The organism is Polyangium fumosum (assembly GCF_005144585.1).
In the GTDB taxonomy this organism is placed as follows: domain Bacteria; phylum Myxococcota_A; class Polyangia; order Polyangiales; family Polyangiaceae; genus Polyangium; species Polyangium fumosum.
In genome coordinates this window covers 284,763-299,261 of sequence record NZ_SSMQ01000005.1, presented here as the reverse complement: position 1 = coordinate 299,261, position 14,499 = coordinate 284,763, and the positions used below count along the sequence as shown (strand labels likewise).

The following is a 14,499-nucleotide window of genomic DNA, read 5'->3' as shown; positions in this document are numbered from 1 at the left end:
CTCCAGAGCTTCCGTCGCATCGTGGTACGGTACGAGCGCCACGTCGAAAACTTCCTTGGCTTTGTCCACCTCGGATGCATCGTCGTGTACCTCAGGAGACTCCTGGAAGATTTATGAGATGACTTCTAGTCCGATGCGCCCCCGTCCTTGGGTCGTGGGAGGAAATTACTTCTTCGGCTTCACGAACTTGAGCGTCATGCGATCGCTCTCGCCGATGGCCATGTACTTGTCCTTGTCCTTGTCGCCGAGCTCCAGCGTGGGCGGCAGGGTCCAGACGCCTTCGGGGTAGTCCTTCGTGTCCTTCGGGTTCGCGTTGACCTCGGACTTGCCTTCGAGCTTGAAGCCCGCGGCCTCGGCCTGCTTGATCACGAACGCCTCGGGCAGGTAGCCCTGCTCCGCGCTCTTGTCCGGGTCCGCGTCGGCCTTGGCGCGGTGCTGCTCGATGCCGAGCACGCCGCCGGGCTTCAGCGCCTTGAACGCCTCGCCGAGGAAGCCGGGCAGGAGTTTGTCGCGGTGCAGGCCGTGCAAGGAGCGCATCACGATCACCAGATCGACCTTGTTCTCCAGGCCGAATTTCGGGTTCTTCCCGTCGATCACGATGCGGTCGACCTTGCTGTAGAGCTCGGGCGAGCGATCGAGGAAGCGCGCGAGGCGCTGCCCGTAGAACGTGCTCCGCGCGTCGGCCGGGCCCTTCGGGTCGGTCGTCGTGACCAGGAGCTTGCCCTGCGTCGCCAGCGTCGGCGCGAGCAGCTCCGTCCACCAGCCCTCGCCGGGGCCGTATTCGAGCACCGTCAGCTTCGGCGTGAGGCCGAAGAACTTCAGCGTCTCGGTCGGGTGGCGGTACTTGTCACGCTCGAGGTTCTTGGGCACGCGGTGTTTGCCCGCGAGCACGGCCTTGAGCGCGGCGTCGAGCGACGCGTACTTCGCCTCGGCGAGCTTCTTCGCTTCGGCGTGGATCTCCGGCGTGAAGCGCGTGTCCTCGGCCTTGGCCTCGGCCTCCCACTTCGCGCGGTCCGCGGCGAGCTCCTGGGCCGCCTTGGCCTTCTTGAGCTCCTCGGGCGAGGGCTCGGCCTTCGGCGCGGCCGTCGGCGTCGCCGTGGGCGCGGCTTCCGGCGTCGCCGTGGGCACAGCGGTCGTCGTGGGGGGCGTCTCGGTGGTCGTCCCCTCGGGGTTTGCCGCTTCCGGCGTCGAGGGACCACAAGCGAGCATCGGCATGGCCACGAGGGCCAGCGCAAGCAGTCGTCGTTTCATGGGGGGCATCCTTGCCCCAACGGAAACGGGAAGGCAACGGGGCCGCAGTTTCGTGTTGCCACGCCGCGCCATCCCCGTAGAGTGGAAATTATGTCCACACTTACAGATAAGAAGATGCTTGTGTGCTTGCTGTCGTTCTCCCAGGCTGCGTTTGGCGCCCTCGCGGGTTGCGGCAGCGACAGCGAGGGGCTCGGAACATGCCCGACCGACTCGTCCGCACAGCAGACAGCAGGCCAGAGCGTGCTCACCAATTCTTGCACGGTATGCCACAATCCGAACTACGCGAACGGCACGCCGGCAGGAGGGTACGATTTCTCGTCGGCGGACGAGGTGAGGGCCGAGGCGGCGGAGATGTATGGTGAAGCCGCGGCAGGCGCGATGCCCCCGACCGGCAAGCTGAACGAGACCGACCTCGAAGCGCTGCGGGTCTATCTGGCCTGCACGCAGTAAGCAGCCCTCACTCCTTCGCCACGTCGAGCACGCCCGCCATGAACCGGACGAGCTCCCATTGCTGCGCGAGCGACGGCTCTCCGCGGAGCTCGACATGCTCGACCGCCGGCGTCACGAGCGAGGCGCGGAGGAGCGCGGGCGGGACGTCGTGAGCGAGCCATTGGGTCTCCGACGCCGGAATCACCGAATCCGTCGCGCCGTGAAGCAAGAACACCGGGGCGCGCAGCTCGCCGAGGTGCCCCGCGGGCGAGACCGAGAGCGCTTGCTCCGGGTGTTTCGCAATCTCGTCGATGAGCGCCGGCACGTCGGCCTTTCCTTCGAGCAGAGCCTCCACCTGGGTCCGCGCCTCGGGGCTGAGCTCCGCGAGCTTTGCCTTCGAGGCCTCGCGATCGTCCCAGAGCCAGAGCCGGATCGCGTCGCGCGCCGCGGCCGCGTCGGCCGGTGGGACGAGGGCCTCGACGTGCGAATAAAGCAGGACGAGCGCGCCATAAGGGTGCGCGGCGAGCGCCTCCTTGTGCCCGTCCGGCCACGAGGTCTCGTTCTTCCTGAAAAACTCGAGCACGCGCCGCATGTCGTGGTGCGCCCCGATCGCCACGACGAACCCGATGTCCTCGGCAAACGCTCCATCCGCCGCCGCGCGGAGCGCGAGCCCGCCCGCGAAGCTCATGCCCATGAGGCCCACGGGCTTGCCGCCGAGGCGCTCGCGCAGGGAATGCGCGGCCGCGCCGAGCGTCTCGATCGAAGCCGCATCGATACGATAATCGGCGATCTCCTTCACCTCGGGCGTGAGCACGACGACGCCCGAGGCCGCGATCGCGCGGGCGAACCGCATGAGGCGCGGCTCGTCGATGGCGAGGCGATGGACGCCATGCACGATCACCACGCCTGGCGCATTCTTGACGCCCACGGGCGAATACACGCGCGCCCGCACCGGGCCACGCGCGGAAGGCACCTCGGTCAGGCGCTCGTCCAGCGTGTGTTTTCCGTACGCCGGCAAGAACCCTTGCGCGCGTTCGTCCGCGAACCGCAGGAGAAGCGAGGCCGCGCGCAGGTGCCGATCCGCGGGCCGCGCGAGGAGCACGATCGCCGCGAGCAGCACGAGGAGCACCGCTCGCCCGATTCTCCGCCGCTTGCGAGGCGCCTCCGCCGCCTTCGTCTCGGTCATCGCGCCGGCAGCGTAGCAGGGCGCGGCGCCGTCCGCGGCGCGGGTTTCGTTCGAGGTCGAGAGGAACGAGGTGACGTTCGCCATGACCTCCATCGTGGGGCGCGAAAGAAGAGGGGGCCTGTGCCACTGGTCATGGTCCTTGGTCGATTTCCACCATGACTTTCGGCACAGGCGAGCGTGGGAGGCGCTACGATGCCCCACGCATGGACCGGCCGCCGCCCACCCGGATGCTGCTCTTCGTCGCCGGGACGCTGGCGTGGGCCGCGATCGCTCAGCCGTTCCTGCTGCCGCTCGCGCGGGACCCGGCGAGCCTCCGCGATGCGACCGTGGCCGCGAGTTTCGCGGCGCACGCGGCGTACCTCGGAGCGTTCGTCACGAGCGCGTCGCGGCTCGATAGGCTCGGGCCGACGAGCCGGATCGTGCTGCTCGCCGTGCAATCGATCTCCGCGCTCGTGCTCGTGCATCTGCGGAACCTGTGGCTTGAAGCGGGGCTCTTGGCGATCGTCGCGGCGCAGGCGTCGCTCCTCCTGTCGCGAGGCGCGGCGCTCGGCTGGGTCGCGGCGCAGACCGTGGCGATTTTCCCCTTTTACGTGGGGCGCGCCGACGTGGCGCAGGCGGCGTTCTGGACGGCGGGCGTCCTCGGCTTTCAGCTCTTCGCCACCACGATCGGGACGGTGGCGCGGCACGAGGCGGCCGCGCGCGCCGAGGTTTCGCGGGTCAACGCCGAGCTCCACGCCGCGCAGGTGATGCTCGCCGAGAGCGCGCGCACGGCCGAGCGGCTGCACATCGCGCGCGAATTGCACGACGCCGTGGGCCATCACCTCACGGCGATGAGCATCCACCTGGAGCTCGCGCGCCGCACCTCGCCGGGCGAAGAGGCCCTCGCGCGGGCGCACGAGCTCGCGAAGAGCACGCTCGCCGAGGTGCGCGGCGTCGTGCGCGCGATGCGCGAGGAGCGCACGCTCGACCTGCCGCGCGCGATCGAGGCGCTCGCCGCGGGGGTGCCGCGTCCGCAGGTGCACGTCGATCTCGCCGAGGGGCTCGTGATCGACGACGACGCCCTGGCGCACGCGCTCTTTCGGGGCGTGCAGGAGGCAATCACGAATGCGGCGCGCCACGGCGGCGCGGAGCATCTGTGGATCCGGCTCGCCGCGGGGCCGGAGGGCCTCGTGCTCGAAGCGCGCGACGACGGGCGGGGCGCGGAGGGCGCCGCCGAGGGCAGCGGCCTTTCGGGCTTGCGCGAGCGGATCGAGGCGCTCGGCGGGGCCTTGACCGTGACGCCTGGTCCGGGCAAAGGGTTTGAATGGCGCGCGGTCGTCCCGCCGCGCGCGAGGACGATGGCTGCGCCGTGATTCACGTTTTGCTCGCGGACGATCAGACGCTCGTGCGGCAGGGCATCAAGAGCCTGCTCGCGCTCACGCCCGACATCCGCGTCGCCGCCGAGGCGAGCGACGGGGAGGAGGCGCTCGCGATCGTGGCGACGACCGCGCTCGACGTGCTCCTGCTCGACGTACGAATGCCGCGGAAAACCGGGCTCGACGTGCTCACGGCGCTGCGCGGAAAGCCCAAGGTGCCGCCCACGATCCTGCTCACGACGTTCGACGACGACGCCGTCGCCGCTGCGGGGATCCGGCTCGGCGCGCGGGGGTTTTTGCTGAAGGACATTGGCCTCGATCAGCTCGCCGAGGCGATCCGCGCGGTCGCGTCGGGCGGAACGCTCTGGAACCCGGCGATCACCGAGCGCGTGCTGCGCGGGCTCGATCGTTTGAAGTCCGACGTTCCCGTGATCGAGCCGCCCACCGCGCTCACGGCGCGCGAGGTCGAGGTCCTGCGCCTCATGGCCTCGGGGGCGAGCAACCGCGAGATCGCCGAGATGCTGGGCACGGCCGAGGGGACCGTGAAAAACCACGCGTCGAGCATCTTCTCGAAGCTCGGGGTCCGCGATCGGACGAAGGCCGTGCTCCGGGCGATCGAGCTCGGCTATATCTAGCGCGGGGCTTCAAGGCCGTGACAAGTACGCCACGAGGAAGCACATCTCCTGGTTCGTCCCCTCGCCCCAGGCGACGTCGAGCGGCGGGAAATGGGTTTGTCCTTTCCCCGTCGCCGAGTTGTCCCAGGTGCATTCGGTGACGAGCCGCTGACCCGGTTGCCACTGCATGGGCTCGTCGAACACGTAAAGCGCCTGGTGGTGGAAATCGAAATCCCCTCGCGCGACGCACGCGCGTTCGCCCGCGTCGTCCTCGATCCACGCGTCGTACGAGCGGCCGAGCAGGTGCATGTGCGGCAGCAGGCCGTAGATCGTGGTCGGCGCGCCCTCGTTCGTGATCACGCTCCGCTCGACGTGCTGCGAGACGCCTGCGGGGATCGTGAACGGCACTGGGCCGAAGACGTCCATGAAGACCTCCGCGGCGGGCGCCTCTGTCGCGAGGCGCATCCGGTAGGCCGATCGGTCGAGCGCGCCCGGTTTGGGGGCGTAATAATGCATCTGCATCACGATCTGCTCGCCGGGATCGAGTCGGATGCCCGTGTCCTTCGGGAGCTCCATCACGGAGACGCCCGGCGCCAACGCGTGCAGGAGCTGCCAATCGAGCTCCAGCACGGGATTTCGGCACGAAAAACCCTTCGTGCCCGGCGGCACGCCGTACCCCGCGCCCGCGTCGTGCCCCGCGTCCCGGTAGAGCCCGATGTGATGCACGACGAGCGGGTCGCCGGGCACGGCCTCGAGCGCCTTGATCCACGCGGGCGCCGCGAGCGGATTGTCGAGCACCACGCACCAGTATTCGTTGCCGTCGTCGTCCGGGGCGACCTCGTGCGCCTCGGGCATTTCGAGCACGAGGTCCGGGTCGTCGATGTGCGCGACGTTGTCCGGCTTTGGCGTGGCCTCGCTCGGGTCGCCGAGCGGCGCGCCCGCGTCGGCCCAGGCGCGAAAGCGCGCGCGATCCTCGGCGCCGAGGTACATTCTCTCCGCGCCCGCATAAGGACGGCACGAGGGATCGAGCGCAGGGGGCGGCATTTCGCCCGCCTCCACGCGCGCGGCCATCGTGGGGGCGAGCGCCCGCGCCGTTGCGACGTCTCGCAGGTTCAAACGACCCACGCCGCTCCCGTCGTGGCACGCAGCGCAGGATCGATCGACCAGCGGCTGGATGTCCCGATACCACGTGGGCGTGGACGTCGGCTCGGCGCCGCACGCCGGCGCCAACGCGGCCACGAATCCCACGAAGACGATCGCCGATGCCCTGCTTTCCCAGGCGTTTCCTTCCCTCATGACGCACCTCTCCCGTCTGCTGCGTTCCACGGCGCAGCAGTTCAAACGGTTGTTTCAAACAGTTGTTTGAGGCGACCGGTTCGTTCAACGAGCAGCAGGATTTTGACGCAGGCCGCGGGAGGGGCTCGACCGCCTCGCGGGATCTGCGCTAAGACCGGAAGCCGTGAGGGACGGCGAGCAAGGCGGCGCGCGTGAGCGGATCCTCGGGGCCGCGATCGAGGTCGTCGCACGGGAAGGGATCGAGGCTCTCACGGTGCGCGCGATCGCCCTGGAAGCGGGCGTGAACGTGGCCGCGATCAACTACTATTTCGGGAGCAAGGAGCGGCTCGTCGAGGAGGTACTCGCGCGCACGCTGGAGAATGGCCTCGGCGAGCAGCTCCGCGAGCTCGACACCTTCATCGAGGCCGAGGGCGGGGACGTTCGCGCGGCGCTCGAGCGCTTCGTGCCGGCGTTTTTCCCGGACGCCGTCCGGTACCCGCGCCTCAGCGCGGCGCACCTGCACGACGCCATCGTGCGCCAGGACTACACGGGCGAGACCGTCCAGCGATATCGCGACTTCCTCGAAGGGTTTTTCCGTCGCGTGCGCCCAGCCTTGCCGGCAGGCTCGGAGGAAGAGCAACGCCTCCGCGTCGCCGCATTCTGGTCCGCCATTCACATGGTTTGCCTCGCGCCGCGCCTTTGCGAGGGGTTCGTCCTCGACGACCTGCACGCGCCTGCGGGGGCCGCGCCGTTCGCGCGCCTGCTCGTCCGGCAGCTCCTCGGCGAGCGCCCCGAAGCGCAGGGCCGCCCTCGAGGCCCGAAGCGGCGGCGCGACCCTGCCTGAAGGCGAGGGGGTTCATCCGCGACGCGCACGAAGCGCTTCCCAACGGCAGCGCGAACCTCCATACTCGTGTCGATGGCCGTGAAGAGCGACCCCGGAAGAGTCTCGCGCCGCGCGCTCCTGGCCGGCGGCGCGCTCGCCGCCATCAGCGCAGGATGCAGCGTCGTACCGGTCGAGTCGCCCCGCGCGCCGCCCGCTCGCCGGAGGATCCGGGACCTCGGTATCGGCATCGGCTCGCTCACGCCCGGCCGCTGGAATGCGATCACCGACGTGCCCGGCGTGCGCGTGGGGCACGTGACGCGTATCGAGGGCGAAGGCCCGCTCGTACCCGGCCGCGGGCCGATTCGCACCGGCGTCACCGTGATCCTGCCCGGTGACGACGTTTGGCGGGACAACATCCCCGCGGCGCGCTTCACGTTGAACGGCAATGGCGAGCTCACGGGCGTCTCCACGATCGATCGGCATGGCCTTCTGGAGACGCCGATTTTCCTGACCGACACGTCGAACATCGGCCGCGTGATGGATGGTGCGCTCGCGTGGATGCTCGACAGGTATCCGGAGATCGGCGACAGCGCGCCCGTGCCCACGCCGATCGTGGGCGAGACCTGGGCGGCGTTTCTCCATGACGCCGAGGGGCGACACCTCACGGAGGAGCACGTGCGCGAGGCGATCTCGGCGGCGCGCAGCGGGCCTGTCGAGGAGGGGGCCGTGGGCGGCGGCACGGGCATGTTGTGTTACGAGTTCAAGGGCGGGATCGGGACCGCGTCGCGGCGCCTGCCCGCTGCCATGGGGAATTATACGCTCGGCGTGCTCGTGCAGACGAACCACGGCAGGAGGGCGCAGCTCCGGATCGACGGGGTGCCGGTGGGTCGCGAGATCACCGAGGGAATGCCGTACGAGGGCCGGAAGTCGAAATCGATTCTGATCATCGGCGCCACCGACGCGCCGATGACGCCGGTGCAGCTCGGCCGCCTCGCGAAGCGGATGGCGCTCGGGCTCGCGCGGACCGGCGCGGTCTCGATGCACGGATCGGGAGATCTCCTGCTCTTCTTTTCGACGGGCGTGCGCGTCCGGCGCGGCGCGGTGTCGATGGATGTGCCCGTCTGGAACGACGAGCACATCAGCGTGGCGCACGAGGCGGCGGTCGAGGCCACGGAGGAGGCCATTCTCAATGCCCTCGCGATGGCCCGGACGATGACCGGGATCCACGGAAACACGGCCCACGCATTGCCGCTCGACCGGCTGCCGGACATCATGCGCAAGTATGGGCGCCCGATTCCGGGGCGCTAGGAGCCACGCGGAGACCATGCCGGCCGAGCGCACGTTACGCAATTCGATCACCGACGTCTCCGGCGTCGAGGTCGCTCACCTGACCGTGGCCGAAGGCGACGTGCAGACGGGCGTGACCGTGGTGATGCCGTGCCCGCCGTCCGTGCGTCATCGAAAGTTTTCCCTCGGCGCCTACGCGGCCGGCGGAGGGCTCTCGTGGACGGGCGTGGAGGTGGCGGAGGATTTCGGCACGTTCGCCTCCCCGATCGTGCTTTGCAATGCGACGAGCGTGGGCGCGGCCTACGACGCGTTGATCACGCGGGGGCATAAGCGGGATCCGGAGCTGCCGGTCGACGATGGATGGCCGCCCATCGTGGTGGGAATCGACGATGGGTATCTGAATGATCTCCGGCGCCGTCGGGTGAAACACGACGACGTGCTCGCGGCCTGCGAAGCGGCGCGCGGCGAACCGCCGGCGTGCGGGAGCGTGGGCATGGGCCGCGGGCTCGTGGCCCTCGGATGCAAAGGCGGCGTGGGGGACGCATCGTCCGCGGCGAGCGTCGGCAAGGATGCATTCGTCGTGGGTGTGCTCCTCGCGGCGAACGGCGGGGCGCCCCGCGGGGTGGGCGCCGCGCGCGTGGTTTCGCCCGGATTCGTGGCGATCGTCGCGACGGACGCAGCGCTGTTTCCCGCGGAGCTTCGGTTGCTCGGCGAGGCGGCCATTCGGGGGATCGACGCGGCCGTGACGATCGGCGGCGAGGAGGGGCGGCTCGCGCTCGCGTTTTCGGTGACGAATACGATCGACGGCTCGCTCACGGCGCCGCCGGGGCGGCTTTACGAGGCGCGCAGGCTCGCGGACGATGGGCTCGGCCCGCTCTTCGACGCGGCGGCCCGCGCGTCGCGCGCCGCGCTGGGAAAGGCGCTCGGGGATGCGGCCGTGGTGACGGGGCGGAAGGGGCGCACGGTCGAAAAGGCGCCCGCCGATGTCGTGGCTTCCATTGCATTCACCGGACGTTGATTGGAAGCCGCGTGTAAGTCCGAGAGGTGATCGACAGTTCCCACGCCATGGGCTACAAGTCGCATGTGCGCATCTTTTTCTCGACACTCCTTGTCATCGCGATCTCGACCTTCACCGCCATCGCCGCCGCCGACGTGGCGGGACCCCACAATGTTTGCGACGTCGAAGGGCTCGGCTGTCAGCAATGCTACTGGAACTATGATCGGGACCCTGGTGATCAGCCGGGTTTCGATCGGTGCGCTGGCCCCCTTCGCGAGAAAGGGCTCGCGGAGGCTTGCCGCCACAAGCAGGGAGCCGGCGATGTGGTCTTCTTCTGCCCGGCGGGCGTGAAGCCCGAGACGCGCGTGGTCGGCGGCGGCTGCGGCGGGTGTACGACGGCGGGGGCCGCGGAGGGCGCCGGGATGCTCGTGTTCGCGGCCGGCCTGGGGATTGCGTGGGCGCGGCGTCGTCGGATATCCAAGGGGATGGGCATTTCGGGAGATGCAGGGCGGAGGCCGTGATGAGGACGAGGTCGAAGATGCGGGCAGCAGGCGTGACGGCGGTCCAGGGCACGCTCGCCCTATGCGTCGCGTTCGCGACGTGGACGTGCGGCCAGGATACGCAGGGCAGCGGGGCGTCGGGCGCCGGCGCGAACGGCGGCGCGGGCGGCACGGGCGGCGCGGGCGGCGAAGGGGCCGTGTTCTTCGACGGCGGGCCCGATGCGAACGGCGCCCTTGCCTGTAGCCCCGATCTGCGCTCGATCGTCGACGAGGCCGGGCAGGTCGTCTCGGTTTGTCCCGCCGATCAGGGCTGCCTCGACGGGGCCTGCGCGCCCGCCTGCGACGCCGCCGCCGAGAGCAAAGGCAACGTCGGCTGCAATTTCCGCGTCACGACCGCCGGCTCCTATCCTCCGTCGCTCCCGCCCTGCTTGGCGGTTTTCCTGACGAACACCTGGCCCCGGCCCGCGAAGGTGTCCGTCACGCGCGGCGGGCAATCGTTCGACGTGACGCAGTTCGGCCGGATTCCCAAGAACGGCATGCCCGAATCGTCGTGGCCGGCGGTGCCCGCGGAGGGCATTCCGGAGGGCGAGGTCGCGGTGCTTTTCCTCTCGCACGACCCAAATTCGATCATGCCGGAGACGGGCAAACCGCTGACCTGCCCGGTTCCGCCCGCGATCGAGGCGTCGACGCTCGTCCCGGGCACGGGCCGCGGCGAGGCGTTCCAAATCGTCTCCGACACGCCCGTGAGCGCATACGACATTCTCCCGTACGGCGGCGCCGAGTCTTTTTTCCCGAGCGCGCAGCTTCTTTTCCCGACCTCGGCGTGGGGCACGAACTACATCGTGATGGCCACGCCCAAGGGCACGGCCATGCCGCCGGGGCCGATCTTCGCGCACGTCCTCGCGACCGAGGACGACACGAAGGTCGACCTCCTCCCGACCGTCGACCTGCCCGCGGGCGCCAATTTCCCTGCCGCGCCGAAAGGAATGCCGGCGAGCTTCACGCTCTCGGCCGGGGAGTACTTGCAATGGGAGCTCCCGGCGAGCTCGTCGGATCCTTCCGGGAGCGTGGTGCTCAGCGACAAACCCGTTGCCGTCATCACGGGAAATCGTTTCTTCCGGCTGCAACCCATGCCGGCGCCCGGGGGAGAGGCCACGCACCAGCAGATTTTGCCGGTCTCGGCGCTCGCGAACGAATATGTGGCCGCGCCTTACGAGACACGCAGGAAGGATCTCCAGCCCGAGAACATCCATTACCGCATCGTCGGCGTCGCGGACGGCACGACGCTCACGTTCGATCCGCCCGTGGCCGGCGCGCCGCAGACACTCGCGCAGGGCCAGATCGCCGATTTTCAGGTGACGGGACCGTTCCGGGTGTCGAGCCAGGACGGGGCGCATCCCTTCTCGATCGCGCAGATCATGGATACCAGCAACATCCCGGGCGGCACGCGCGAGGGCGCGACGGCGCCGAATTTCGAGAAGAACCTCGGCGACGAGGAGTTCGTGATCATGCTGCCGCCCGAGCAGTTCCTCTCGAACTACGTCTTCTTCACGGACCCCACCTATCCGACGACGAACCTCTCGCTCACGCGGGTGAAGACGAGCAAGGGTTTTTCCGAGGTCACCGTCGATTGCCTGGGCGTCATCTCGGGCTGGAAGCCGGCCGGTTCGGACGGCCGATTCGAGGTGACGACGGTGGATCTGATGCGCGCCGAGGTGGGCGTGAACGGCTGCCAGAACGGCCGGCACACGGCCAAGAGCGACGGGCCGTTCGGGCTCGTGGTATGGGGCCTCGACAGCTACGCGTCGTACGCATATCCGGCCGGCGGGTATGCCGTCACCCTCACCGACGTGGTGATCCCGCCCGTGCCCAAATGAACGAACACGCGAAGCGTTCGTCCGGCCCCGACGACCAGGAAGGGCGGGCCCGCCCGCGCCCTCACGTGCGCGCAGCGTGCATTGGTGATGGCGCGCCGCACGCGTGCGTGGGTATGCTCGTCGTATGAGCAAGGACGATCGTCGTCGAGACGAGGGAGGTGAGCTTGCGGCCGCAGCGCTTTCCCTGGAGCAAGAGCTGCGGCGCTTCGAGGAGCTCGCCGCGGGGGTCGGGCGCGCGCCGCTGAACTCGCAGAAGGGGCTCGAGCAGGCGGCGCGGGCCACGAGCGACGCCGCGGCCTCGCAAAGCCGCTTCGCCGAACACCTGAAGTCGCTCGTCGAGGCCGTGAACGCGGCGCGCGACCGGCAGGCCGCCGCGGCAGCGACGATCAACGCGCGCGTGGTCGAGATCGACGCGTGCGCTGCGAGGTTCATGGCGCTGCGTGAGCGGTTCGCGCAGCTCGGCGCGCGGGCAGCCGAGGTCAACGTGATCATGCAGCGCGCCGCGGCGGTCAAACGCGAGCCCGGGGACGGCTCCGATCGCACGGAGCTCCGGGCCTCGATCGCGCAGGCGCTCGAAGGGCTCGGCGCGGTGGTCGAGGGCGCGCAAAAGCTCATGCACGACGCCCGCGAGGCCGAAGCGCACGACCTCTCGCGCGAGGCGGAGTCGTTGCGGCAGCAGGTCCTCTCCGCGCGGAACAAGCTCGGGCTCCTGCAGAAGCACCTCGAGAACGAGGGCCCGCCGCCGAGCTGAGCCCTCAGCGCGACGTCCCGCGCGTGTTCGCCGCTCGCCACGATTCGGGGGACATGCCCGTCCACCGCTTGAATGCGCGGTGAAACACGCTCGGCTCCGCATACCCCAGGAGATAGGCGACCTCTGCAAGGGAGACGCGCGCGTCGAGGTAGGCCATGGCGCGTGCGCGGCGGACGCCGTCGACGAGGCCTTCGAAGGACGTGCCCTCCGCGCGCAAACGCCGTTGGAGCGTACGGCCGCTCATGCCGAGCGAATCCGCGGCCGCGGCGAGGGAGGCGCCGCCTTCGGGCAAGCGATCGGCGACGAACGCGCACAATCGGGAGAGGAGCGAAGCGTCGGGGCCGAGCCGCGCGAGCGCCGCGTCGGCGTGGCGCTGGAAATACGCGTGCATGGCCTCGTTGGCGAGCGGCATGGCCCTCTCGAAAAGGTCCGCGGGCAGCACCACCTCGTCGATCGGCGACGCGAAGGTCACGGGCGCGTGGAATACCGCTTCATAAGCTGCATGGTCGGGTGGTGGTTCGCCTCGAAATCGTATGACCTCGGGGAAGACGGGCTCGGCGACGAGCTTGGGCGCATTCACGCCGACGTCGAAGGCGAACATCTCGGCCATGAGGCGGTGCGCCGGTCGTGCGGCGCCGAAAGGTTCGTACCGCAGGTGCGCGCGCCCGGCCTCGACGACGAGGGAATACCGCTCGCCGTCGTTCCAGAGGCGCTGGTACCGCAGGATGCGCTCCATGGCCACGCCGAACGTGGGGCTCGTGAGCACGAGGAAGCCGAGCACGTCGAAGATCTCGACATCGACGCCGGACGCGACCTTCACGCCGAAGAGCGGCGCGCCGACCGCGGCCGCGGCGTTCTCCACGAGCGTGTAGATCGAGGTGAGGGGCACGCGCGTCTCCGGCGACCCGAGGTCGATGCCCGACAGACCTGCCGCGCGGCAGAGGGCCGCGGGATCCGCTCCGCTCGCCGCCGCGACGTCGACGATGCGGCCCGCGAGGCGCGCGTTGTGGGTCGGTTGTCGCGTGAAGTCAGCGTTTCTGGCGTCCGATGTCACTGACGAGGGTCCTCGGCGTGCGCATCCTCGACCATCGAGGGGTTCATGAACATGCCACAACGGACGCGCGGCGAAAGACACTCGCTTCCGATGCTCGAAGGCGCGGAGCCGCCGCTCCCGCGTGATTGCTGGGTTCCCATCGCGTCCGCGCGGAACGTCCGCGAGCGACCGCGGACCGTGCGGCGGCTGGGCCGGTCCTTCGTTCTCTGGCGCAGCGCGACCGGCGAAATCGTGGCCCACGACGCGCGGTGCCCCCATCGCGGGGCAGACCTCGGCCTTGGCCGCGTGATCTCGGGCGAGCTCGCATGCCCGTATCATGGATTCCGTTTCGGGACCGACGGCGAATGCACGGGGATGCCTTGCGAGCCCGAAGGCAAGCCGAGCCGACGTGATCTTTCGATTCGCCGATACGAGGTGCGCGAGCACCGCGGCCTCGTGTGGTTATGGCACGGGGACGGCCCTTCGGTGCGGCCTCCGCTGCCGTGGTTCGAGGAACTGCCTGAAACGGATCGACATGCGTGGGACCACGAGACCGTGTGGCCGCTGCCGCAGCTCCGCGTGATGGAGGGGATGCTCGACATGCACCACGTGCCCTTCGCGCACGGCCGGTATCTGCGTGGCATCGGAACGCGGCTCGACCCGTACGAGGTGAAGGTCGAGGGGGACACGGTGCGCACGTTCGGCGCGCTGCGGAGACCCGGAGATGGCCCGGAGCGTGGTTTCCGCGCTTGGATCGATGCGCGGCTGCCTGGGCTCGTGTTCCTCCGCTTCGGGCCGCGTTTGTGCGGTATCGTCGCGTGCACGCCGGTCGACCGCGAGGCGACGTGGATCTTTGCGCGATACTTCGTGGAGCTGCCTGTCGTAGGCAAGCTCCTCGCGGCGCTCTCTTTGTGGGCCGAGTTCACGCTCGTGCAGCCCGATGATCAGCGCATGCTGATGTCGACGTCGCCCCGCGAGCCGGACGTGCGTGATCATAAACTCGTCCGCGCGGACCTCGGCATCGCGCAATGGCACAAGCTGGTCTCCCGCGCCGTGCGGCGTGACATCCTTGCACCTCCAACGGACGCGACGCGCGTCCCGGGTGAGGGGCAGGAATAGCG

At 69.5% G+C, this 14,499-nt stretch carries 14 protein-coding genes; 10 read left to right on the top strand and 4 right to left on the bottom strand.

All coding sequences use genetic code 11. From position 1 onward, the window contains the following. Positions 1–165: 165 nt before the first annotated feature. The gene (locus E8A74_RS07545; RefSeq protein WP_211365309.1) at positions 166–1,251 is read right to left on the bottom strand and encodes a class I SAM-dependent methyltransferase; all 1,086 of its coding nucleotides are present in this window, start codon (positions 1,249–1,251) and stop codon (positions 166–168) included. A 90-nt stretch (positions 1,252–1,341) separates the two neighbouring features. Here E8A74_RS07545 and E8A74_RS07540 point away from each other — a divergent pair, with 90 nt between their 5' ends. Beyond that, complete coding sequence (locus E8A74_RS07540) at positions 1,342–1,701, top strand: c-type cytochrome (RefSeq protein ID WP_136928238.1); 360 nt, start codon at positions 1,342–1,344, stop codon at positions 1,699–1,701. Between the two features lie 7 nt (positions 1,702–1,708). Here the strand turns inward: E8A74_RS07540 and E8A74_RS07535 are convergent, their stop codons facing one another. Further along, the gene (locus tag E8A74_RS07535; protein ID WP_136928237.1) at positions 1,709–2,950 is read right to left on the bottom strand and encodes an alpha/beta hydrolase family protein; all 1,242 of its coding nucleotides are present in this window, start codon (positions 2,948–2,950) and stop codon (positions 1,709–1,711) included. Between the two features lie 119 nt (positions 2,951–3,069). Here E8A74_RS07535 and E8A74_RS07530 point away from each other — a divergent pair, with 119 nt between their 5' ends. Then, on the top strand, positions 3,070–4,218 hold the full coding sequence (locus E8A74_RS07530; RefSeq protein WP_170228935.1) for a sensor histidine kinase: 1,149 nt from the start codon (positions 3,070–3,072) through the stop codon (positions 4,216–4,218). Then, positions 4,215–4,856 (top strand): response regulator, encoded by a 642-nt coding sequence (locus E8A74_RS07525; protein WP_136928258.1) that lies wholly within the window; start codon positions 4,215–4,217, stop codon positions 4,854–4,856. Before E8A74_RS07530 ends, E8A74_RS07525 begins: the two co-directional genes overlap by 4 nt. A 9-nt stretch (positions 4,857–4,865) precedes the next feature. Here E8A74_RS07525 and E8A74_RS07520 read toward each other — a convergent pair whose 3' ends face one another. Continuing rightward, positions 4,866–6,131: a monooxygenase gene (locus E8A74_RS07520; protein WP_136928235.1), complete on the bottom strand. Its 1,266-nt coding sequence runs from the start codon at positions 6,129–6,131 to the stop codon at positions 4,866–4,868. A gap of 163 nt (positions 6,132–6,294) precedes the next feature. Between E8A74_RS07520 and E8A74_RS07515 the strand changes: the two genes are divergently transcribed. The 6 genes from E8A74_RS07515 (at position 6,295) to E8A74_RS07490 (ending at position 12,345) form a co-directional block, all read left to right on the top strand. Continuing rightward, positions 6,295–6,954 carry a TetR/AcrR family transcriptional regulator gene (locus tag E8A74_RS07515; protein WP_136928234.1) on the top strand — a complete coding sequence of 220 codons (660 nt, stop codon included), beginning with the start codon at positions 6,295–6,297 and terminating at the stop codon, positions 6,952–6,954. Positions 6,955–7,026: 72 nt separating this feature from the next. Continuing rightward, positions 7,027–8,241 (top strand): DmpA family aminopeptidase, encoded by a 1,215-nt coding sequence (locus E8A74_RS07510; RefSeq protein WP_136928233.1) that lies wholly within the window; start codon positions 7,027–7,029, stop codon positions 8,239–8,241. 16 nt (positions 8,242–8,257) lie between these two features. Beyond that, complete coding sequence (locus tag E8A74_RS07505) at positions 8,258–9,238, top strand: P1 family peptidase (RefSeq protein ID WP_170228934.1); 981 nt, start codon at positions 8,258–8,260, stop codon at positions 9,236–9,238. Positions 9,239–9,264: 26 nt separating this feature from the next. Then, positions 9,265–9,738: an MYXO-CTERM sorting domain-containing protein gene (locus E8A74_RS07500; RefSeq protein ID WP_136928231.1), complete on the top strand. Its 474-nt coding sequence runs from the start codon at positions 9,265–9,267 to the stop codon at positions 9,736–9,738. Continuing rightward, the gene (locus tag E8A74_RS07495) at positions 9,738–11,594 is read left to right on the top strand and encodes an IgGFc-binding protein (protein WP_136928230.1); all 1,857 of its coding nucleotides are present in this window, start codon (positions 9,738–9,740) and stop codon (positions 11,592–11,594) included. The genes E8A74_RS07500 and E8A74_RS07495 overlap by 1 nt, the downstream gene beginning before the upstream one ends. A gap of 124 nt (positions 11,595–11,718) precedes the next feature. Further along, entirely contained in the window at positions 11,719–12,345 is a 627-nt protein-coding gene (locus tag E8A74_RS07490) for a hypothetical protein (RefSeq protein ID WP_136928229.1), read from the top strand. Between the two features lie 4 nt (positions 12,346–12,349). Here the strand turns inward: E8A74_RS07490 and E8A74_RS07485 are convergent, their stop codons facing one another. Next, on the bottom strand, positions 12,350–13,399 hold the full coding sequence (locus tag E8A74_RS07485) for an AraC family transcriptional regulator (RefSeq protein ID WP_136928228.1): 1,050 nt from the start codon (positions 13,397–13,399) through the stop codon (positions 12,350–12,352). Between the two features lie 45 nt (positions 13,400–13,444). Here E8A74_RS07485 and E8A74_RS07480 point away from each other — a divergent pair, with 45 nt between their 5' ends. Then, positions 13,445–14,497: an aromatic ring-hydroxylating oxygenase subunit alpha gene (locus E8A74_RS07480; protein ID WP_232379425.1), complete on the top strand. Its 1,053-nt coding sequence runs from the start codon at positions 13,445–13,447 to the stop codon at positions 14,495–14,497. Positions 14,498–14,499 lie beyond the last annotated feature (2 nt).

Coding starts and splice junctions, on each gene's coding strand:
- E8A74_RS07545 (WP_211365309.1), bottom strand. CDS start 1,251: ATGAAACGACGACTGCTTGCGCTGGCCCTCGTGGCCATGCCGATGCTC.
- E8A74_RS07540 (WP_136928238.1), top strand. CDS start 1,342: ATGTCCACACTTACAGATAAGAAGATGCTTGTGTGCTTGCTGTCGTTC.
- E8A74_RS07535 (WP_136928237.1), bottom strand. CDS start 2,950: ATGGCGAACGTCACCTCGTTCCTCTCGACCTCGAACGAAACCCGCGCC.
- E8A74_RS07530 (WP_170228935.1), top strand. CDS start 3,070: ATGGACCGGCCGCCGCCCACCCGGATGCTGCTCTTCGTCGCCGGGACG.
- E8A74_RS07520 (WP_136928235.1), bottom strand. CDS start 6,131: ATGAGGGAAGGAAACGCCTGGGAAAGCAGGGCATCGGCGATCGTCTTC.
- E8A74_RS07510 (WP_136928233.1), top strand. CDS start 7,027: ATGGCCGTGAAGAGCGACCCCGGAAGAGTCTCGCGCCGCGCGCTCCTG.
- E8A74_RS07505 (WP_170228934.1), top strand. CDS start 8,258: ATGCCGGCCGAGCGCACGTTACGCAATTCGATCACCGACGTCTCCGGC.
- E8A74_RS07495 (WP_136928230.1), top strand. CDS start 9,738: ATGAGGACGAGGTCGAAGATGCGGGCAGCAGGCGTGACGGCGGTCCAG.
- E8A74_RS07490 (WP_136928229.1), top strand. CDS start 11,719: ATGAGCAAGGACGATCGTCGTCGAGACGAGGGAGGTGAGCTTGCGGCC.
- E8A74_RS07480 (WP_232379425.1), top strand. CDS start 13,445: ATGAACATGCCACAACGGACGCGCGGCGAAAGACACTCGCTTCCGATG.